The organism is Candidatus Symbiopectobacterium sp. NZEC135 (assembly GCF_025962695.1).
This window is the reverse complement of record NZ_JAGFPF010000046.1, coordinates 1-21,236: the sequence shown is the minus strand read 5'-3', so window position 1 is coordinate 21,236 and position 21,236 is coordinate 1. Positions and strand designations below refer to the sequence as shown.

Genomic DNA, 21,236 nt, shown 5'->3' with positions numbered 1-21,236 from the left:
GTCAAAATTTCACCTTGAGCAAATTCCATGCAATATCCACGCCACCCGATACGTGGGCTCGTGGTTATTTACCCCAGGTGGCTTCCAGTACACGCAACCAGTTGCCGTAGCAGATTTTTTCCAGCAATGAGCGATCGTATCCGCGCTGTGTCAGTGCCTCGACCAGGATAGGTAGCCCTGCGACATCATGCAGGTCAGGCGGTACGGTGGTGCCATCGAAATCGGAACCAAAACCAACGCTGTCTTCTCCCAGCTTGTTCAGCAGGTAATCGACATGGCGCACAATCTCTTCCACCGTGGCATTCGGGTCTTTTTTACCATCGGCGCGCAGGAAGGCAGTACCGAAATTCACGCCGACAAAACCGTTGCTTTCACGAATGGCGTCCAGCTGTTTGTCTGTCAGGTTGCGGGACTGCGCGCACAGTGCGTGGGCGTTGGAGTGGCTGGCGACCAGTGGGGCATCGCTGATGCGTGCGGTCTGCCAGAACCCTTTTTCATCCATGTGCGACAAATCCACCATGATGCGTTTGGCGTTACAGGCTTTCACCAGTTGCAGGCCGGTTTCCGTCAGCCCGGAACCGATATCAGGCGAAGAAGGGAAACGAAACGGTACGCCATCGCCGAAGATATTCGGTCGACTCCAGAGTGGGCCTAGGGTGCGTAAACCCGCAGCATAAAGGATATCAAGCAGTTCCAGATCGGGATCGAGTGCCTCTGCACCTTCAATGTGCAACACCATCGCCAGGGTTCCCGTCGCCATACAATGACGAATATCGGCAACGCTGTGGCAAATTTTGGCTTGTCCTGCGGAGGCGGCCTCAATGCGCAACAGCGTGGAAATCATTGAAAAGGTTATCTCTCTGGCAGATTCCATCGACGGTGTGGCGTGATTCACAAACAAACTGTCGTTTTCTGGTACAGATTTTGCTGGGTCTTTAGGGGATGGGACATAAACGGCGAATAATCCGCCAGCCAGTCCCCCTTGTCGGATACGCGGCAGATCGATTTGACCCGCGGCTGGGCCTTGTAGAAAGGCACTGACCGCATCCTCCCGGTGGGAGGAGTAGAGGCGTAATAAAACATCGTTATGCCCGTCAAAAACAGGGAAAGGGCGTTGCGTACCCGTTAGGAAATTGTTAGACATATTCAAAGTTATCGGCTCAGGATGCGATGAAACGGTATTTGCCCCATTAAGGTGCATGTTGCCCCAAAATGGACAAATGATTGCGCAGGGAATGGATGTCCTGGTGCGTTCATTTAAGCCAATCCCGTTTGGCTATGTCAAGGCTGGATATGAAATAAAATCCAATTAATTGTTAAATATATCAATAAGTTGAGGGATTCATGCTTACCAGGAGACGTTTTCTCGCCGGTTGCGGCGCCGTACCTTTTTTATCCTATCTGAACCTGCATTCCGCTTTCGCTGCCACGCCTCCCACTATGCTGGTGATGGCGATGCAACTGGATAACATGACCAGCCTTGATCCCCATGAAAGTTTTGAAGCCGTAGGGTCTGAGATTGTGGGCAACCTCTACCAGCGTCTGGTGATGCCGAACCCACTGAAACCCAGCGAAGTGAAAGGCGAGTTGGCCACGCATTGGGAAGTGAGCAATGAAGGCAAGACCTTTACCTTCCATATTGATCCAAAAGCAAAATTCTCTGATGGCACGCCGGTCACCGCAGAAGATGCGGCGTTCTCGTTACAGCGCGCCGTTAAAATGGATAAAAGCCCCGCCTTCATCATCAACCAGTTCGGTTTCACCAAGGATAACGTGGAGCAGCACATCACAGCGCCGGATGCCAGTACGCTGGTGCTGAACCTGGACAAGCCGGCGGCAGAATCCTTCCTGCTCTATTGCCTCTCAGCGCCGGTGGGCAGCATCGTGCAGAAGAAGGCCGCGCTGGCGAACCAACAGGATGGCGATTTTGGCTACGCCTGGATTAAACAGCACAGCGCCGGGTCTGGCCCGTTCACGCTGCGCAGTTGGAAAGCGAGCGAAAGCATCATTCTGGAGAAAAACGCCCACTTCCAGACAGACAGCAAAATTCAGCGCGTGATCATGAAGCACATCACCGATCCTGCAGCGCAGTTGCTGATGCTGCAAAAAGGGGATGTGGATATTGCCCGCGATCTGACCAGCGAACAGCTGCGCCCGATCGTTAACGATCCTGAGTTCAATGTGATCCGCCGTGACGTTTCGACCATCATGTTAATGTCGTGCAACACCACCAATGAGTTACTGAAAAAACCGCAGGTGTGGCAGGCACTGAAATGGGCGATTGATTATGAAGCCATTCAGAAAAACATCATCCCGCTGACGCACCGCGTGCATCAGAGCTTCCTGCCGGGCGGCTTCCCTGCGGCACTGGACGATACGCCATTCCATCAGGATGTGGCCAAAGCGAAAGCGCTGCTGGCAGAAGCGGGTTATCCCAACGGGTTCGAGATCACCATCGATCACTACTCTGCTCAGCCGTATCCGGATATTGCACAGGCCATCCAGACTCAACTGGGTGCCGTGGGGATCAAGGCGAAGCTTGTCTCTTCTGAAAATCGCGCGGTGTTGACCAAAATGCGTGCCCGGCAACACCAACTGGCGATCACCGCCTGGGGCGCTGACTATTTCGATCCCAACTCAAACACCGAAGCGTTTTGTGTCAACCCTGACAACAGTGAAAATGCGCGTACCCGTACGCTTGCATGGCGCTGTGGCTGGTCTGACGAGAAATTTAATACATTAACCGAGCAGGCGCTACATGAAAGCGATTCCGCCAAGCGCATCGCGCTGTATGAAACCATCCAGCGTGAGCACCGTGAGCACAGCCCGTTTATTTTCCTGATGCAAAACACCTTGCCGATTGCCTGCCGCAAAAACATCAGCGGTGTGAACATGACGGTATTGCGTGATAACCCGTACGATCAGGTGAAAAAAGCCTGATGCTGATAGCAAAACGTATTCTCAGTACGCTGGGCAGCTTGCTGCTCACGCTGTTGGGGTTGTCGGTGCTGACCTTTTTTATCGGTCGCATCATGCCCACCGATCCGGTGCTGGCGATGGTGGGGGACAATGCGCCGGAATACGTGGTGCAACGTGCGCGTGAAGAGATGGGGCTGAATCAGCCCCTGTGGGTGCAGTTTGGCCGCTATCTTTCGCAACTGTTGCACGGCGATCTCGGTAATTCGATCCTCACATCCAATCCCGTGATGACGGATATCGCGCGTTTCTTTCCGGCAACCATGGAGCTGGCTACCGCCGCTATCATTATCGCTGCGCTAGTCGGTATTCCGCTCGGTGTGTGGGCCGCAGTGAGGCAGAGTACCTGGGTCGATCAAACTATTCGTGTGGTTTGTCTTGCGGGGCACTCGTTGCCGGTGTTTGTACTGGCACTGCTTAGCTTGCTTATCTTCTATGCTGTGCTCGGTATTGCACCGGGGCCGGGGCGTCAGGACATCATTTTTCAGGATATGGTGCCGCAGGTGACGGGCTTGCTGACAGTGGATTCGCTGTTGGCGGGGGATTATGCCGCCTTCCACGATGCGCTGGCGCACATGGCGCAGCCGGTGTTGATCCTCGCCTATTTCAGCATGGCGTATATCACTCGCATGACACGCACCTTTATGCTCAATGCGTTGAGCGGTGAATTCGTCATTACTGCGCGCGCCAAAGGGCTGTCGTCGCGTCGGGTTATCTGGCGTCACGCCTTTCCGACCGTTGCGGTGCAGTTGGTGACCGTGCTGGCGCTGACCTATGCCGGGCTGTTGGAAGGGGCGGTGGTCACGGAAAACGTGTTCGCCTGGCCGGGGCTGGGCCAATACCTCACCACGGCATTAATGAATGCTGACATGAACCCGGTGATCGGTGCCACGTTGCTGGTGGGCACCGTGTACGTGCTGCTCAATTTGCTGGCTGACATTCTCTATCGACTTTGGGACCCGCGCGTAAAATGATTTTTCCTGTCTCACGAGCATGGTTGCTCGACGAAACGCCCGCGACGCGCCGTCAGGCCATCTGGGGGCGGCGTTATCGCTTATGGTTGGGGCTACAGGCTAATCCGATGGCGATGATCGGGTTGGTGGTGATTCTGGCCGTACTGGTGTTGTCATCCCTCGCGCCTTGGTTGACGTCTTATCAGCCGGGATTTCAGGATCTGGCAAACCGGTTGGCACCGCCTTCTGCTGCCCATTGGTTCGGCACGGATGAATTGGGGCGTGATATCTACACCCGCATTCTTTATGGCGGCCGTACCACCCTCGGTATGGTCATTGCCGTAGTGGTGCTGACTGCGCCGTTAGGGCTGCTGATTGGTTGTGTTGCCGGGTATGCCGGTGGCTGGTTAGACAAAACCCTGATGCGCGTAACGGATATTTTCCTCTCCTTCCCACGCTTGATTCTGGCGTTGGCGTTTGTTGCTGCGTTGAAACCCGGTGTCGAGAGCGCCATTTTGGCGATCGCTCTGACAGCCTGGCCGCCCTATGCGCGCCTGGCGCGGGCGGAAACCATGCAGTTTCGCCACAGTGATTTTATCGCTGCCTGCAAGCTCACCGGGGCGACGCCGTTGCGCATTATCGTGCGCCACATTATGCCGCTCTGCGTGCCGAGTCTGGTGGTGCGTATCACGTTGGATATGAGTTCCATCATCATCACGGCGGCCAGTCTGGGCTTTCTCGGTATGGGGGCACAGCCGCCTTCGCCGGAATGGGGCACCATGATTGCCACCGCGCGACGTTTCTTATTCTCGGAATGGTGGGTGCCGTTGGTGCCGTGTATCGCCATTTTCATGACCTCGCTGGCGTTTAACTTTTTGGGTGACGGTTTGCGTGACGTACTGGACCCTAAGGAGCGCTAAATGCTGGTGGAAATTGAAAATTTGCGTATTACGTTTGCGAGCCGTACACAGACGTTTGAAGCGGTGCGCGGCGTGTCGCTCAGTATTGGCAAAGAGAAATTTGCGATTGTCGGGGAGAGCGGTTCAGGAAAATCCCTGACGGCGCGCAGCCTGATGCAACTGCTGCCCGGCAGCGCGCGCGTGGAGGCGGATAAGCTCAGCTTTGACGGCATCGATTTGCGCAGCGCGAATGAAAACACCTTACGTCGCATTCGCGGCAAGCGGGTGGGCTTTATTCTGCAAGACCCTAAATACTCCCTCAATCCGGTGATGACGATTGGTCAGCAGATCGCCGAAGCATGGCGTGAGCACAAGGGCGGTTCGCACCGTGCGGCGCTGGCGGCAGCGACCGATTTGTTGGAACAGGTGCGCATTCGCGAACCGCAGCAGGTGGCAGCACGCTACCCGCATGAGGTGTCCGGTGGAATGGGGCAGCGGGCGATGATCGCCATGATGCTGGCCCCAGACCCGGAGCTGCTGATTGCGGACGAGCCGACCAGCGCGTTGGATGCCACGGTGCAGGCCGATATTCTCAAGCTGATCGACGATCTGGTCTCCCAGCGCGGCATGGGGCTGATTTTGATCAGCCATGACTTGCCGCTGGTGTCGCATTTCTGCGATCGCGTGGCGGTGATGTATGCCGGACGCGTGGTGGAGATGCTGGCCGCCAAAGATCTCCAGCTTGCCCAGCACCCGTACACCCAGGGGCTGTTGGCCTGTTTGCCGTCACTGAAACACCCGCGTGAACGGTTGCCGGTAATGAAACGTGATGAGGCGTGGAAAAACGGATGATTACCTTAAATAACGTGCGTATCGCGTTTGGCGCTACCGAGGTGGTCAAGGGCGTCTCTTTTCAGGTAGAGAGTGGCGGCAGTTTTGGCATTGTTGGCGAGAGTGGTTCTGGTAAATCGACCATTCTGCGCGCGCTGGCCGGTTTGAACGATAACTGGCAAGGTGAGATGTTGTTCGGGGGCATGGCCCTCGGTGCCAAACGCGGGCGGGATTTCTTCCGTCAGGTGCAGATGGTATTTCAAGACCCTTATGGTTCTCTGCATCCGCGTCAAACCATCGATCGCATTTTACAAGAGCCCCTGTTGGTGCACCGCGTCGATAATGCTGAGCAACGCATTGCCAACATGCTGGATGATGTGGGGCTGCCTGCGGCGGTGCGTTTTCGTTTCCCGCATCAGCTGTCTGGCGGGCAGCGCCAACGCGTTGCCATTGCTCGGGCGCTGATTGTCGAGCCGGAGGTACTGCTGCTGGATGAACCTACCTCTGCGCTGGATGTGTCGGTACAGGCTGAAATCCTGAATCTGCTGGCAGATATCCGGCAGGAGCGTAAGCTGACCTACCTGATGGTGAGCCATAATCTGGCCGTGGTGACCCACTTATGCGAACAAGTGGGGGTGATGCAGCAAGGAGAGATGGTGGAGAGCCTGAGCGCAGAGCAGTTACGTGCCGGGCAGATTCAACATCCTCACACCGCTGAGTTGTATGCATTGAGTATCGCATTGGAGGAACCCGCATGACGCTTGATTGGCAGCGGGCGACGGAGGTGGCAGAGTCCATCACGGCGCAATGGCAGGGAGAGGGGCAGCCCGGCGGCGCGATTGCGCTGTTTGATGGCAATCAGTTACGGGCATTACACTGCGGTGGTCTGGCGGATTTGGCGCAAGGCTCGCCGTTTAGCGCGGATAGCGTGGTGCGTTTTGCCTCGGTAACCAAACATTTATTTGCTTCACTGGTCACCGGGCCGTTAGCAGACGTTATCGCGCTCGACGACCGATTGGCGCAGCATCTGCCGCAACTGCGCGGCCCGAGCGGGCAGGTTACCGTGGGTCAGGCATTGGATATGACGGCCGGGCTGCATGATTTGCGTGAAACGCTATCGCTGCTCGGGCTATCGGTCTACAACGCCACGCAATCTGATGATTTGCTGGCGTTTGTTGCTGCGCTGGATAAGTTGAACTATCCGGCAGGCAGTGAGATTTCCTATTCCAACACCGGCTATCGGCTGGTGGAGGAAGCGTTGAAAGCCAAGGGTATTTTATTTGCCGAACGCTTGCAGCAGCACATTTGCCAGCCATTGGATATTCGCTTATCGGCACCGGAAACCTGGTTCGATATTGTGCCTGGGTTAGTGCCGGGGTATTGGCGCAGCGACAGCGGTTGGCAACTGGCAAGCGCCGGGCTGCATCTATCCGCGTCCGGCAGCGTAGCGGGCAGCGTGCGTGATTTGAGCACCTGGCTGCAAACGCTGCTGCGCGATGAAGGGCCGGGGCGCGGAGTATTGGCGCGCCTGACCGCCCCGCGCCAGCTAACGGATGGTCGCGTGACCGGCTATGGTTTGGGGGTTGCCCATTCACGCTTTGGTGATGCGCATTGGGTCGGCCACGGCGGTTCTCATGCGGGTTATAAGAGCTATTTTCTGCTCGACCCGCAGCGAGGCGTTGGATTGGCGCTGGTGGCAAACCGTGAGGACGTATCCACCTATGACTGCGCATTGCGCATCATGGCGGCGCTGACTGGTCAAGCGTTACCGCAACCGGGCCATGCGCTGATGCCCGGGTTGTATGTGGCGGAAAACGGCAGCGAGTGGCTGGAAATAAGTGGCAACAACGCCTGCTGGTTGGGGGCAACCGAGACGCTCTATCCGTCAGAGGACGGAGCGGTATCGCTCTCCAGCCATTTGCCCATGCGGTTGCGCCAGAAGGGGGCGGTGATTGACGGTGAAATAGGCCACGCTGCCAAACGCTTTGTGCTGCCACATCGCGATGATTCTCTCGCTCAGGCGCAAGGTCGTTGGTTCTGCCCGGAATGGCGCAGTGAATGGGTGATAGAAGGCGACCGTCTGGTGATGGGGATTGGCCCCTCGGCACCGGTTGCTTCGCTGGAGTGTCTGGGTCAAGGCCGGCTGTTGGCGACCGCACAGGATGGCCCGTGGGAGAAACGCTTTGCGTTGCATATCGAAGGCAACAAGATGACGTTTTTGCTTAACCGCAGTCGGGTGGTTATGGCGCAGCGCGGGGACGTTCACTGGGCATAAATATACCCGTCATACTTCAAGTTGCAGATGCGTTGGCTGCGCTCACTCACCCGAATCACTTACTTGAGTAAGCTCATCGGGATTCCTTCACTTGCCGCCTTCCTGCAACTCGAATTATTTAGGGTATACGCGAAGCGGAATGCCTGCTCAGGGCATTCCGCAACCTGCGCGTTAGCGGTAAATGCCAACCCACGGGGCTTGGCCTACATAGCCATAACCGCGGTACATCCCTTCACTGTTGAACGGCAAAGCGATGTTTCCTTCTTTATCGACGGCGATCAGGCCGCCGCTGCCGTCCAGTGGCAGCAGTTTTTCCATCACCACGCGCTCGCCTGCCTGATCCAGCGTCAGTTCGGCATACTCCATTAACGCAGAGACATCATAGGCCGCTACGCAGCGGATAAACACTTCGCCTGTGCCAGTGCAAGAGACGGCGACGGTATTGTTGTTGGCGTAGCAGCCTGCCCCAACGATAGGGCTATCACCCACGCGTCCGGCCTGCTTGTTGGTCATGCCGCCGGTTGAGGTGGCGGCGGCGAGATTGCCTGCGCTGTCCAACGCCACGGCGCCGACAGTGCCGTATTTGCGTTCTGGGTCGATCGGTTCACCCTGCGCCACATCGCGCTGACCATCGTGATCCAGTACAACGCGACCTTCTCCCGCTTGTGCGTGAAGTAACTGTTCACGCCGGGCATCGGTCGAGAAGAAGTCGGGTTCGACCATCTCCAGCCCCTGCTTACGTGCGAACGCTTCTGCACCCGCCGCGGTAAACATCACGTGCTGGCTTTGCTCCATGACAGCTCTTGCGGCCAATACCGGGTTACGGATATGGCTGACGCAACTGATAGCACCAGCATCTAATGTGCGGCCATCCATGATGCTGGCGTCGAGTTCGTGGGTTTCATCGTGCGTAAAGACCGAACCGTGCCCGGCATTAAACAGCGGGCACTCTTCCAACAGCCGTACCGCTTCGGTGACGGCATCCAGCGCACTGCCTCCCTGGCTGAGAATCTGCTGACCGCTAGCGACAATCGCGTGTAACGCTTCGCGGTAGGCTTGCTCTTTTTCTGCGCTCATGGCGGAGCGGGTTAATGCCCCCGCCCCTCCGTGGATCACAATGACTGGCTTGACCATGTCATCTCCCTGTTATTAGTTTTGTGTGGTAGCCAGATACGAAAAAGTACTTAGCAAACGAACGATATCTGTCATGGTAGGTGCGGTGTAGTGTACCGTCACCGCATCACCGCGTTCCACCCCGGGGATCAGGCTAAACAGATCCGCCAGCACCGGTTTGGCGGTCATCAGTTCCAGATGATAGGGGGCAGCGATACGCGATGTCCTTTCACGGTGCGCACGCTGAACGGCCTGCTGTGCCTGTGTGCGAATCAGTTGTTGCGCCGCTGGCGGGCTGAGCGATTCTGCCGAGGTTTGTGAAATGGCGCGTTTGACGCAGGCGTAGGCCGTTTGGGGATAATAGCGGGCGATCCACTGTTGCAGGATATTGTCGCCGCTGACCAGCCACAGCGGTGTACCCTTTTCGGCACCGGCGGCGGCATAGATATCACTCTCACCCATTACTTCATCGTTAATTTTCACTCGATAAAAGGCGCGACCATTGATGGTGTGTGCCAGCACGCCGTGCTCTCCGGCCGCGCTGTGGTAGCCGATGAACATCAGGCCATCAAACGCCTGCTGCTCCAGTCCGTCCACCATTGACAATACGCGCGGTTTGCCCTGAACCAGACGGGCACGGGCATCCATATTTTCTGCCCGCAGATTGGTCATGGCGGCGTGGCTGTCAGCCACCACCACTTCCGTTGCGCCACCGGCGAAAGCGCCGTCAATGGCGGCATTCACTTCCTGCTCCATCAGCCCGCGAGCCAGTTGATACTCGGCTTGTCCGGGGCTGCACTGCTCCGGTCGCATCACGCCGGCGATCCCTTCGATGTCGGCAGAAATAAACACTTTCATGGTTATGTCCTTACGCTAAAACGTGTTGTGCAAGACGGTCTAACACCTGTCGCAACACCGGGCGATGATGGCCGCGAAAACCGGTCACCGCCTCGGCGCAGAGCAGGGCGTCCAGTACGGCATGTTCCGTGGCATCGGCGGCGGCGCACAGCATCGATTCCAGCTTTGCGTCTTCGGGCGGCTGCGGCGTGGGCTGGGTGGAAAATGCGACGGCGATGTCGCCGGAGCCGTGGCCCCAATAGCTGCCCAGACGCCCCAGCCCGGCACCGGCGCGTTTGGCGATGCGTCCAAGCTGGCGTGCATCCAGCGGTGCATCGGTTGCCATAATGATGATAATCGACCCCGCATCGCGTTGTGGTGCAAGCTCGGGCAGCAGTGGCTCAATAAAGGGGCCGATGTGCAGCCCATCCAGTGTGAGCGATGCCAGCGTGCCAAAATTGGCCAGCACCAGCACACCCAGCGTGGCATTCAGTTCGGGAAGGAGACGAGAGGCGGTACCGATACCGCCTTTCAGGCCGAAGCAGCTCATACCGCGCCCGGCACCGACGCTACCGCGTGCAAAGTGGGTGTCTGCCTTGCTCAGTGCCGCCTGCGCCATGGATTCAGTCACCGCCAATGCCTGAATGTCGTTCAGCCAGCCGTCATTGCATTCCAGCGCCAGCGGGTTCACCGTGGGCAGTGAGCGCCCGAGCTCAGGGTTTTTGGCAATGGCGTCGCGCACCAGCGTGGTAAACAGTGTGCCGACGGCAAGCGTATTACTCAGCAGGATCGGGGTTTGCAGTTGTCCCAGCTCTTCCACCTGCACCAACCCCACCGGTTTGGCAAAACCGTTCAGGACGGCGGCACCGCACGGCAGCGGCTGCGTAAACAGGTTGTCACCGGGCGGCACAATGGCGGTAACGCCGGTTTGTATTTCACCCTGCGCCAGCGTTTCGTGCCCGACGCGCACACCGGGCACATCGCACAGGCTGTTGTCTGGACCACTGGGCATGCGTGGCACGCCGACTTGCTGGTGGTCACACCAGCGCTGCAATAAGGCGTGCAGCTGCGCCTGTTGAAAAGCCATCATAGGATTCTCATGCATTCTTCAGTTTCGGATCCAGCGTATCGCGCAAGGCGTCGCCTAACAAATTGAATGACAGCACGGTGAAGAAAATCGCCAGACCGGGGAAGACGCTGACGTGCCATTGACCGGCCATCATCATGCTGCGGCTCATCGCGAGGATATTACCCCACTCCGGCACGTCCGGCTCAGGGCCAAGACCGATAAAACTCAAGCTGGCCGCCGTGAGAATACTGGTGCCAATACGCATGGTGAAATAGACGATCACGTTCGGCAACGTGGCAGGCAGAATATGGCGGATCAGCAAGATGCGATCCGGCGCACCGGCGCTGCGCACCGCTTCCACGTAGGCGGCTTGTTTCAGGGTTAAAGCAGAAGCGCGCACAATACGGGCGAACACCGGCACGCTGAACACTGCGACGGCGATAATCACGTTATTCAAGCCCGGGCCGAGAATGGCGACCACCGCGATAGCCAACAGCATACCGGGGAAGGCGAACAGCACATCGGCGCTGCGCATGATCAGCATATCAATCCAGCGGCCATAAAATCCGGCCAGCAGACCCAATACAATACCGACCACCATACCGAGCGTGACGGAAAACAGGCCAATATATAAGGAGATGCGCGAGCCGTAGATAATACGACTCATCACATCGCGTCCCAGATCGTCGGTGCCCATCCAGTGGCTGGCGGAAGGCGGTGCGGACAGTGCCATCCAATCCGGGTCCATCGGGTTAAAAGGGGCTAGCCAAGGGGCGAAGGCCGCGACCAGCACCAAGAGCAGAATAAATCCGCCGGACACCAGCGCTAGCGGGTTTTGGATAAAAGCCTGCCAAAAATCACGCATCGGTGAGCGGATGGTGGCGTTATCCTGCGCGGCGGCGGTCATCGTAGGATCTGTAGCGTGGCTCATGATCGCTCCTAGCGTAAACGAATGGCTGGGTTAACCACGGCGTAGAGCAGGTCGACCAGCAGGTTGATAACAATAAATTCGAACACAAACAGCATGACCAGCGCCTGAATCACTGGCTGGTCCTGCGTTTTGATCGATTCAATCAGCAGCCAGCCCAAACCGGGCCAACTGAAGACGCTTTCCACCACAATCGATCCGCCCAGCAGAAAACCAAATTGCAAGCCGAGCATGGTGATAATGGGGATCAGCGCATTGCGCATGATGTGCTTCCAGGTGATCAGCCGTTGGCGTAATCCTTTGGAGCGCGCGGTGCGTACATAATCTTCCTGTGCCACTTCAAGGAAGGCGGATCGGGTGAAGCGTGCCATTACGGCGGCGACGGACGCACCCAGCGTCAGAGCGGGTAACACAATATCGCTCGGCTGGTTAAAACCGCTGACGGAAAACACCCCGAACGGCATCGCAACAAACTGGATCAGCAGCAATCCGAGCCAGAAAGGCGGCATCGAGATACCGCCGACTGCGGCGCTCATCAGCGTCCAATCCTGCCACTTTCCGCGTTTTAAGCCCGATACCACGCCAATCAACAGGCCGAGTACCACTGACCAGGCGAAGCCTGCCAGCGCCAGCCACATGGTTGGCATAAAGCTTTTGGCGATCACATCCATCACCGGTTGCTGCGTGCGATAGGTGATACCCAGATCGCCACGCAGCAAGCCACCCAGCCAACGAACATACTGCTGTGGCAACGGATCGTTGAGCCCTAACAGTTGGCGAGCGGCCTCCACGGCGGCAATCGGGGCATCCGGCCCGGCATAAATCCGCGCTGGATCGCCGGGTAACAGCTTGATAAAACCGAACACTAACAGGGAGACCACCAGTAGCACCGGGATCATTTCCAGCAAACGTCGGACGATATAAGCAAACATGGCGTTCTCCCCGTGCGATTACTTAAATTCAGCCTGATCGAAGATCAACGAGCCGTCTGCCAGCATGTAAACGCCAGAGAGATTTTTCGCTTTACCGACCAGATTGTCCGGCGTACCCAGGAACACGACGGGTGCATCACCCCAAATCACTTTCTGTGCTTCGGCGTAGGCAGCGGCGCGCTTGCCAAGATCGGCGGTCGCCAAGCCAGCCATAATGGCTTTATCGGCGGCAGCACTGCTGTAGTAGGCCACGTTATAAGCCGCAGGCACCCAGGATTCGGTGGCATACAGCGGACGCAGCGCCCAGTCGGCATCACCGGTAGAGGGCGACCAGCCGTTGTAGAACAGATCGAATTCCGCCTCTTTCGGGTCTTTCACGCCGAACAGTTTGGCGTTACGCATCCCGGAATCCATCGGTGTCACGGTGATCTTGATGCCCACCAGTTCCAACTGCTGCTTGAAGAACTGTGCGCTACGGATGTAATCGGTACGGTTGGTGGTCCACAGCTTGAGGCTGATGCCATCCGGGTAACCCGCTTCTTTTAACAGCGCTTTGGCTTTGGCCGGATCGTAGTTATAGCTCGGGGTGGTTTGTGCCTGGAAGAACTGAACGCCCGGTGCCATTGCTGACGTTGCCGGTGTACCCATGCCTGCAAAGCCGACTTTCAGCCATATATCGCGGTTGATGGCGTAGTTGAGAGCCTGACGCACGCGGATGTCATTCATGGGCGGGCGCAGGTTATTCATCGCCAACCAGAATTGGTAAATACCGGGGTCACGTTGGACGGCCAGCTTGCTGTCGCTTTGCACGGTGCCCAGCAGGTCGGACGGCAGTGGATAAATCGCGTCAACCTGACTGGATTTCAGGGCTGCTACGCGCGTGGAGTCTTCCGGTGTCGGGTAGAAGGTCACGCTATCCACTTTTGGCCAGCCTTTCTGCCAGTAGCTGTCATTCTTGACCAGCTTGACGTCTTTGCCCTGCTGCCATTCGGTGAATTTGAACGGACCGGTGCCGACCGGGTGGACGCGCAGTTGTGCTTCATCCGGGTATTTCTTCAGTGCTTCCGGGCTGTGCATCACGGCAGATGGGTGTGCCAGTGTGTTGACGAAAGCACCGAATGATTTATTCAGTTCAATCTTCACCTGCGTCGGAGACAGCACGGTGACGGTTTTCACCATATTGAACAGGCTATTACGTTTTAAGCCTTTGCTCTGATCGGCCAGGCGATCCAGGTTGGCTTTGACCGCTTCAGCATTAAAGGGCGCGCCGTCTTGGAAGGTGATGCCTTCGCGCAGCGTGACCACGAACTCGGTCGCATCGTCATTGCTGGTGTATCCGGTTGCCAGACGCGGTACCAATTTCATTTGATTATCAAATTGGAACAGGCGCTCAAAGATACCGCTCTGGATGGAGTAGCTCAGGGTATCTGAGGTGTCGTGTGGGTCAAGCCCGGTAATATCGGCATAGATAGAGATGCGCAGATCTTGTGCCTGAGCCGCAGCGGCCAGACAGAGTGAAAGCCCGAGGGCCAGCGCGGAACGATGTCGTAGTGGCTTCATGTTGTGTCTCCCGGTTGTAAATGGGTTGTATTTGTTGTTCATGACTGCGTTTTCATTAATGACTGTCGTTGGCGACCCAGTGGTGCGGGCCGACTTGCCGATAGGTCATTTTGTTGACCTCTTCGCCCGCTTTGCGCAGCGGGGAGGGGATCTCGCTGTCATCAAACTGGCGCACGCTGCGTTGCTGAGGGTCTGCAATGGGCACCGAGGCCAGCAATCGTTGCGTATAGGGGTGCTGAGGGTTGTTGAACACCGCCTGACGCGGGCCGATTTCCACAATCTGGCCGAGATACATCACGGCAACGCGGTTGGCAATGCGCTCCACGACGGCCATATCGTGAGAAATGAAAATCCATGACACGCCGGTTTTTTGTTGCAGATCCATCATCAGATTCACCACCTGAGCCTGGATTGAGACATCCAATGCTGAGACGGCTTCGTCAGCAATAATCACCTGCGGTTGCAGCGCCATGGCACGGGCGATGGCGATACGTTGGCGCTGGCCTCCGGAAAACTCGTGCGGATAGCGGCGGGCGTGTTCGGGAGGCAACCCAACGCTTTTCAGCAGTTCCTGCACGCGGGGCGTTGCGTCCTCCAGCGATCGGGCCAGTCCGTGCAGCAGCAGCGGTTCGGCAATGGTGAAACCGACGGTTAAGCGCGGGTTCAATGACGCATACGGGTCTTGGAAAACCATTTGAATTTCGCGGCGCAACGGTAAAAAAGCGCGATCGTCCATCTGGGAGATCTCATTGCCCTGAAACAGAATGCTTTCCGAGTCGCTTTCAATCAGGCGCAGCAGCGCACGCCCGGTAGTAGATTTTCCGCAACCGCTCTCCCCGACAATCGCCAGGGTTTCGCCAGGCCACACGCAAAAATCGATCTGCTCGACCGCGTGTACGCGGTGCGTGACGGCGGAGAAAATGCCGCTGCGGATTGGGTAGTAGACGCGTAAGCCACGGATATCCAGCAGCGGATCGGCATCATAGCGTGCGGTTTTCTGTTCGTTATCGCTGGACTGTTGTTGTCCCATCAGCGGAAAGCGACGCGGCCAGGCGCTGTCGCGCATATCGCCCAGCTTCGGTACTGCAGCCAACAAGGCTTGAGTGTATGGGTGTTCCGGATGCGCGAAAATTTGCTCAACCGTACCTTGCTCCACCACTTCACCCCGGTACATCACCACGACGCGATCGGCGATTTCGGCCACTACGCCCATGTCGTGGGTAATAAACAGCACGGCAGTATCACTTTGCTGCTGGAGATCTCGCAGGATGTGCAGAATGCGCGCTTGCACGGTGACATCCAGCGCTGTGGTGGGTTCATCAGCAATTAGCAACTGTGGTTCACACACTAGCGCCTGCGCGATCATCACGCGTTGACGCATGCCACCGGAGAGCGAGGCTGGGTAGCTTTCCATCACGCGATCTACATCGGCGATACGCACTTTGCGCAGTAACTCGCGCGCTTTTTTATTCGCCGTGGCGGCATCACAAATCTGGTGGTCGCGCAGCGCTTCCGTCAACTGATCGCCCACTTTCAACACCGGGTTAAGTGAGGTCATCGGTTCCTGAAAGATCATCGCCATATCGCGCCCGCGCAGTTGACGGCGATCGTCTTCTTTCATATTCAGCAGGTCGTGGCGCTGTCCGTGGCGGGAATGGAAATGGATGCTGCCGCGCTCAATGGCCGCCGAGTTGGCCAGCAGGCCCATCGCGGTTAACGACGTAACGGATTTTCCCGAGCCGCTTTCACCGACAATAGCGACGATTTCCCCCTTGTTGACGGAAAATGAGACGCTTTTCAGGGCGACATGCTTGCCCGATCTGCCGCTGAAGCTGACGCTCAGGTCATCGATCTCCAGCACCGGCATGGCGGTTTGTGGGGGGACCGATGCCGGGTGCGGGGCGGCCTGTGCGAGTTGCGTCATGTGGACTCCGGTTAACAGTGTGGACTCTTGCTGTGTCATAGCCAGATGCGTCCGTGGTGATAAGTCAGATAGGGTGAACTGTCGGCGGCCAGCCAGAGTGGGCCATCCAGATCGACATAGTCGGCGGCGGCAGCGACCGGTAGTGCGGCTTCCATCGCCAGTGACGAGCCAACCAGGCAACCGACCATCAGTTTTAGCCCGTGTAGCCGCGCTTCACGCACCATTGCCAGTGCTTCTGTCAATCCGCCACATTTATCCAACTTGATGTTGATCATCTCGTAACGGCGGCGGATACCGGGAATATCGCCAGCGTGGCGGCAGCTTTCATCGGCACAAAGGGGAATCGGGTGCGAAAAACGCAGCAACTCGTGATCTTTGCCTGCCGGTAACGGTTGCTCAATCAGTGCGATGTTATAAGGCAGCAGTGCGTGACACAGGCTGAGTAAATCGAGCCCAGCCCAGCTTTCCGTGGCATCGACCATCAGCGTGGCCCGTGGCGCTGCGTCGCGCACTGCGGCGATTTTCTCAACGATGTCGCTGCGATCCAGCTTGAGCTTTATCACCTGCGCGCCGCGTGATATCGCATCGCGGGTCGCCGCCACCGTGTTTTCCAATGACGCAATGCTCAGCGTTTCCGTAGTGATCAACGAGGCGGGCGGTTGTATTCCCACCTGCTGCCATACGGTTTGTTTATGCAAGGCGGCATTTAAGCGCCACAGTGCGCAATCGAGTGCGTTACGTGCCGCACCAGGAGGGAGTAGCGTTTGGATTTCATCCCTTGATGCGCCGCGCGTAACCGCACCACGCACAGCGTCAAGTTGGCGGCAAACACTGGCGGCAGACTCTTGATATTCAAACGCGGGCGTGCATTCGCCTAAACCGATAAATCCCTGTTCTTCAACGGTAATTCTGACTACGCTTACGGCATTGCGCAGTTCCTGCGCACGCTTGCACGGGCGTGCCAGAGAGAGTTTGACGGTCTCAACCTGCATCTGGCGCATCTCGTGTATCCCTCTGGTGAATGAATAATCAAAACTATTTCATGCAGAGGAATGACTGACGAATACTTGTTTGTCGGGAGGGTATAACCTCAGGCTATACCCTGATGCAGACGTCAACCTCTCCCTTGCTGATATCGCGAAACGCACGGTAGCTAAAGTAGGAATTGTTGTCCGAAGGCCGTATAATGCGCGCCAATCAACAGCGCATAACCCGGAGAATCTCATGCGTCCGTCAGGCCGAAGTGCACAACAGGTGCGTCCCATCACGCTAATGCGTGGCTATACCAAGCATGCGGAAGGTTCCGTGTTAGTGGCGTTTGGCGACACGAAAGTGCTGTGTAACGCGACGGTCGAAGAAGGCGTGCCGCGCTTTCTGAAAGGGCAGGGGAAAGGCTGGGTGACCGCTGAATACGGCATGCTGCCGCGTGCAACCCATAGCCGCAACGCGCGTGAAGCCGCTAAAGGAAAACAAGGTGGCAGAACGCTGGAAATCCAGCGCCTTATCGCACGTTCTCTGCGTGCTGCCGTTGATCTGGAAAAGCTCGGTGAATACACCATTACGCTGGATTGCGATGTGTTGCAAGCGGATGGCGGCACGCGCACGGCTTCTATTACCGGCGCTTGTGTAGCATTGGCGGATGCGTTCAATCGCATGGTGGAAAAAGGCCAGCTCAAAGCCAGCCCGCTCAAAGGCATGGTAGCGGCGGTTTCCGTGGGGATCGTTGCCGGTGAGGCCGTGTGCGACCTCGAATATGTAGAAGACTCCGCGGCGGAAACGGACATGAACGTGGTCATGACCGAAGATGGCCGCATGATTGAGGTGCAAGGCACCGCCGAAGGCGAGCCGTTCAGTCACGAAGAGCTGTTGGCGCTGCTCGCTCTGGCACGTGGTGGCATTGACACTATCGTCGAGGCGCAGAAAGCGGCGTTGACGCAAGCGCCGGTCGCGGACCTTAAGTAAAGATGACTGGCATAAACCGCCTGTCATTTCATCAGCCGTTGCCTGGCAGCGGCGTTATCCATTTTTGCAAAGCGACCTCGGCGTCGCTTTTTTTATGGCTGGTGTTCCAGCCATAACCATACTCACCGTGATACGAGGAGATGCAGTAATGAAAGCCTATCAGCGCCAATTTATTGAATTCGCGCTTAGCAAGCAGGTATTAAAATTCGGCGAATTCACATTGAAATCCGGGCGTGTCAGCCCCTATTTCTTTAATGCCGGGCTATTCAATACCGGGCGCGACCTGGCACTTTTGGGCCGTTTTTATGCTGAAGCGTTGGTGGATGCCGGTATTACTTTTGATGTGCTGTTCGGTCCCGCCTACAAAGGCATTCCGATCGCCACGACCACGGCGGTCGCGTTGGCTGAACACCATGACACCGATGTACCTTATTGCTTTAACCGTAAAGAAGCCAAAGATCACGGGGAAGGCGGCAATCTGGTTGGCAGTGCGTTGCAAGGCCGCATCATGCTGGTCGATGACGTAATTACCGCAGGTACTGCCATTCGTGAATCCATGGGCATTATTGCGGCAAATGGCGCGGCGCTCGCCGGGGTGTTGATTGCACTGGATCGCCAAGAGCGCGGTACAGGCGCTATTTCTGCCATTCAGGAAGTAGAACGCGATTATCAGTGTCAGGTGATTTCCATCATTGCGCTGCAAGATCTGATCAGCTTTTTGGCGGAAAAACCCGAGATGGCCGTGCATTTGGACGCGGTGAAGGCTTACCGCGATCGGTACGGTATTTCAGCGTAGCATTGATGCCCGGATCTAGAGGGTTGCAAACAACCCCGTTGAAATCTGATACCGAACGGGGATAGAGGAACATTGTGGAAATAACGCATGTGTTTATTATGTGCGTTATTATCTGTTCTCTTTGAGCAAATCTTCATGAAATACTCCTTAACTTGTCTTGCACGAATGCAATTTCAATAACGGGAGCAGTTCTTGTGTATCGCTAATTATGGTATTTAATCCAGCAAAGAATTTCATGACATGCTCATTGTTGATTTCCACATTATGAGGTTCTTGTGATTTTAATATGAGGTCATTAGCCGCCATTATTAGCTTCACGATGTCAGTCAGTTGAGTATACAGTGTGATCTGTTTTTCTAATGTAACGTTATCAAGCGTGATATTGATCTGTAATGTTTTATTGTTATCCGTTTGTAATTCGTTGAGTTTGTCTATTTCATGGATAAGATTTTTCATTATCGTACCCACGCAATCCGAAAACGTCCTTTCAATTTCATTGTATTTTTTTCCTATGACGGTATTGTTTTTTAGGGGAAAAATATCAAGTTCTTGTAATATTTCTTTTTTGATTAATATATGAATTTCTTTCTTCAAGTTATGAAAGAATACACTTTTAGCTTTAATGTCAAAGAAGTGCTTTAAATGATTATTTATTTTTTTTTCTATGTTTTTGTCTTTTGTATTACTTTGAAGATCAAGAAAGAGTTGAGCGGAATTGTTGATTAGATTAACCTCATCTATTGGGCGGGACAGTAGGTCATTCCCTGTTACGAATTCTAAGGGAGATAATTTTAATAGGCTGTCAACTACGGATTTATCAAGATCAACGAGTTGTTTTTTATTACTTGATTCTTTTTTATTTAAGTATGAGGTATGAATGTTAATCATATTGTTAATGTCTTCTAAAAAGATTTTTTTTGTCTTTTCTTTTTGCTCTATTAAATTCTTCAAGAGTGAATCTGTTGCTGCGATAGAAAGTTCTTGATCATAAATATCTGATGTTTCGCATAAAAAAATTATATTTTTTGATGAGGAAAGAAAGTTTTGATCTAGTTTATAAATCTCGCCCTCACAATTAATTTCATGGCGTTCTTTTAATGAAAGATATGTTCTTTTTATTGCTTCTATCTGATTTCTATTGGTTTCATTATTTTCATATATTATCCATGGCGATGTTTGTTTTTCTCCTTTATCTTCATAGATAATTCTTTGTTTGAGTTCGTCACTGCCCTCGGTTATAAACTCGAAAGAAAAACATACGCTTTTACTAATGTCTATTAATTCGAGTAACGGTTTTAATCCGTTATCAAAAATATCTTGAGGTGTGGGGTGTTCTGCATGTTCTTTATAGAAAGACAGCAATTTTTCTTTTTTTGTTTGTAATTCAATTACTGGTAGTCTATTTAATAGAGCAATGATAAAGTCGTGAAATGTATCCCAGGCGCCTAGTTGTTGAACATGTTCTTTACGCCCAATTGCAAGGCCACAAAACTGTTGTACATTACAATACGTATTTCCGATTGGAATAGAATTACTCATGAATGCCCTCATTAATATAGATTTTTATTTATATTAAAGAGTGATATGGCAGAACGTTATCAGGGGATTCACTGAGTTATTCTACGCATTTAGCATTCATAGAAGGGCATGATGAAGTCTATAGCATCGTGTTGTGTATCTCTTTTCAAAACAATACCTGCTTTGTCTTATTCTCTTTGAAAGAAAAAGCAGGCTCAAATGCAAGTAACCGGTGGGCTACGAAAATCAGAATATTTGTGCAGCCAATAAAGGCCAGCGGATATCAAATTCCTGTGTAGGCCTGAAGCGGAATTCTGAGCGCACGTAGCGTGACAGCATCCCTTCGCAGAAGGCGAGCAGTTGGCTGGCAAGCAGTGACTCGTCATGCACCAGCGCTTTCCCCTCTCGCAGTTTGTGCTCACGCAGCACTTGCTTAAGCTGCGATTCAATACGCTCAAACAGCTGGTTGATGCGTCCTTGTAGACGATCCTGTTCGAACATTAGCGCATGGCCAGTCAGGATGCGCGTCAAGCCAGGATTGCGTTCAGCAAAACCTAACATGAGCAACAAAATCAACCGCAAGCGTTGGAACGTATCTTTCTCATCTTGCAGGATCAGATTGATACGTGTTGTCAGCGAATCCTCAATAAACTCGATAAGGCT

At 54.8% G+C, this 21,236-nt stretch carries 19 protein-coding genes; 8 read left to right on the top strand and 11 right to left on the bottom strand.

Annotated features, from left to right (window positions below):
* Positions 1–64: 64 nt before the first annotated feature.
* A complete protein-coding gene (locus J5224_RS18215; RefSeq protein ID WP_264626700.1) occupies positions 65–1,144 on the bottom strand; it encodes a dipeptidase in 1,080 nt (359 codons plus the stop codon).
* Between the two features lie 200 nt (positions 1,145–1,344).
* Here J5224_RS18215 and J5224_RS18210 point away from each other — a divergent pair, with 200 nt between their 5' ends.
* Genes J5224_RS18210 through J5224_RS18185 form a run of 6 tightly spaced genes read left to right on the top strand, consistent with a single transcriptional unit; the run spans position 1,345 to position 7,934 of the window.
* Complete coding sequence (locus J5224_RS18210) at positions 1,345–2,940, top strand: ABC transporter substrate-binding protein (protein ID WP_264626699.1); 1,596 nt, start codon at positions 1,345–1,347, stop codon at positions 2,938–2,940.
* Positions 2,940–3,950 carry an ABC transporter permease gene (locus tag J5224_RS18205; RefSeq protein WP_264626698.1) on the top strand — a complete coding sequence of 337 codons (1,011 nt, stop codon included), beginning with the start codon at positions 2,940–2,942 and terminating at the stop codon, positions 3,948–3,950. Before J5224_RS18210 ends, J5224_RS18205 begins: the two co-directional genes overlap by 1 nt.
* Positions 3,947–4,849, top strand: a complete 903-nt coding sequence (locus J5224_RS18200) for an ABC transporter permease (RefSeq protein ID WP_264626697.1) — start codon at positions 3,947–3,949, stop codon at positions 4,847–4,849. Before J5224_RS18205 ends, J5224_RS18200 begins: the two co-directional genes overlap by 4 nt.
* The gene (locus tag J5224_RS18195) at positions 4,850–5,680 is read left to right on the top strand and encodes an ABC transporter ATP-binding protein (RefSeq protein WP_264626696.1); all 831 of its coding nucleotides are present in this window, start codon (positions 4,850–4,852) and stop codon (positions 5,678–5,680) included.
* Positions 5,677–6,417, top strand: a complete 741-nt coding sequence (locus J5224_RS18190; protein ID WP_264626695.1) for an ABC transporter ATP-binding protein — start codon at positions 5,677–5,679, stop codon at positions 6,415–6,417. The genes J5224_RS18195 and J5224_RS18190 overlap by 4 nt, the downstream gene beginning before the upstream one ends.
* Positions 6,414–7,934 carry a serine hydrolase domain-containing protein gene (locus tag J5224_RS18185; RefSeq protein WP_264626694.1) on the top strand — a complete coding sequence of 507 codons (1,521 nt, stop codon included), beginning with the start codon at positions 6,414–6,416 and terminating at the stop codon, positions 7,932–7,934. Before J5224_RS18190 ends, J5224_RS18185 begins: the two co-directional genes overlap by 4 nt.
* 171 nt (positions 7,935–8,105) lie before the next feature.
* Here J5224_RS18185 and J5224_RS18180 read toward each other — a convergent pair whose 3' ends face one another.
* From J5224_RS18180 to J5224_RS18145, 8 genes are read right to left on the bottom strand one after another with little or no spacing between them, the layout of a single operon-like run.
* Positions 8,106–9,068 (bottom strand): isoaspartyl peptidase/L-asparaginase family protein, encoded by a 963-nt coding sequence (locus J5224_RS18180; RefSeq protein WP_264626693.1) that lies wholly within the window; start codon positions 9,066–9,068, stop codon positions 8,106–8,108.
* A 15-nt stretch (positions 9,069–9,083) separates the two neighbouring features.
* Positions 9,084–9,905: a M55 family metallopeptidase gene (locus J5224_RS18175; RefSeq protein ID WP_264626692.1), complete on the bottom strand. Its 822-nt coding sequence runs from the start codon at positions 9,903–9,905 to the stop codon at positions 9,084–9,086.
* Positions 9,906–9,915: 10 nt separating this feature from the next.
* A complete protein-coding gene (locus J5224_RS18170; protein ID WP_264626691.1) occupies positions 9,916–10,974 on the bottom strand; it encodes a P1 family peptidase in 1,059 nt (352 codons plus the stop codon).
* Positions 10,975–10,981: 7 nt separating this feature from the next.
* Positions 10,982–11,884, bottom strand: coding sequence for an ABC transporter permease subunit (locus tag J5224_RS18165; RefSeq protein ID WP_264626690.1), 903 nt, complete (start codon positions 11,882–11,884; stop codon positions 10,982–10,984).
* Between the two features lie 8 nt (positions 11,885–11,892).
* Entirely contained in the window at positions 11,893–12,813 is a 921-nt protein-coding gene (locus tag J5224_RS18160) for an ABC transporter permease subunit (RefSeq protein WP_222158578.1), read from the bottom strand.
* An 18-nt stretch (positions 12,814–12,831) separates the two neighbouring features.
* Positions 12,832–14,373, bottom strand: coding sequence for a glutathione ABC transporter substrate-binding protein (locus J5224_RS18155; protein WP_264626689.1), 1,542 nt, complete (start codon positions 14,371–14,373; stop codon positions 12,832–12,834).
* 55 nt (positions 14,374–14,428) lie between these two features.
* Positions 14,429–16,297, bottom strand: coding sequence for an ABC transporter ATP-binding protein (locus J5224_RS18150; protein ID WP_264626688.1), 1,869 nt, complete (start codon positions 16,295–16,297; stop codon positions 14,429–14,431).
* Between the two features lie 35 nt (positions 16,298–16,332).
* Positions 16,333–17,298 (bottom strand): dipeptide epimerase, encoded by a 966-nt coding sequence (locus J5224_RS18145; RefSeq protein ID WP_264626687.1) that lies wholly within the window; start codon positions 17,296–17,298, stop codon positions 16,333–16,335.
* A 223-nt stretch (positions 17,299–17,521) separates the two neighbouring features.
* Between J5224_RS18145 and rph the strand changes: the two genes are divergently transcribed.
* Together rph and pyrE are read left to right on the top strand one after the other, a co-directional pair.
* Entirely contained in the window at positions 17,522–18,259 is a 738-nt protein-coding gene (gene rph, locus J5224_RS18140; RefSeq protein WP_264626686.1) for a ribonuclease PH, read from the top strand.
* Between the two features lie 148 nt (positions 18,260–18,407).
* Positions 18,408–19,055 (top strand): orotate phosphoribosyltransferase, encoded by a 648-nt coding sequence (gene pyrE / locus J5224_RS18135; RefSeq protein ID WP_264626685.1) that lies wholly within the window; start codon positions 18,408–18,410, stop codon positions 19,053–19,055.
* A 147-nt stretch (positions 19,056–19,202) separates the two neighbouring features.
* Here pyrE and J5224_RS18130 read toward each other — a convergent pair whose 3' ends face one another.
* Both J5224_RS18130 and slmA read right to left on the bottom strand, forming a co-directional pair.
* Entirely contained in the window at positions 19,203–20,594 is a 1,392-nt protein-coding gene (locus J5224_RS18130) for a hypothetical protein (RefSeq protein ID WP_264626684.1), read from the bottom strand.
* A gap of 225 nt (positions 20,595–20,819) precedes the next feature.
* Positions 20,820–21,236 (bottom strand): nucleoid occlusion factor SlmA (slmA, locus tag J5224_RS18125; protein WP_264626683.1); only part of this gene is annotated, 417 nt, incomplete at its 5' end.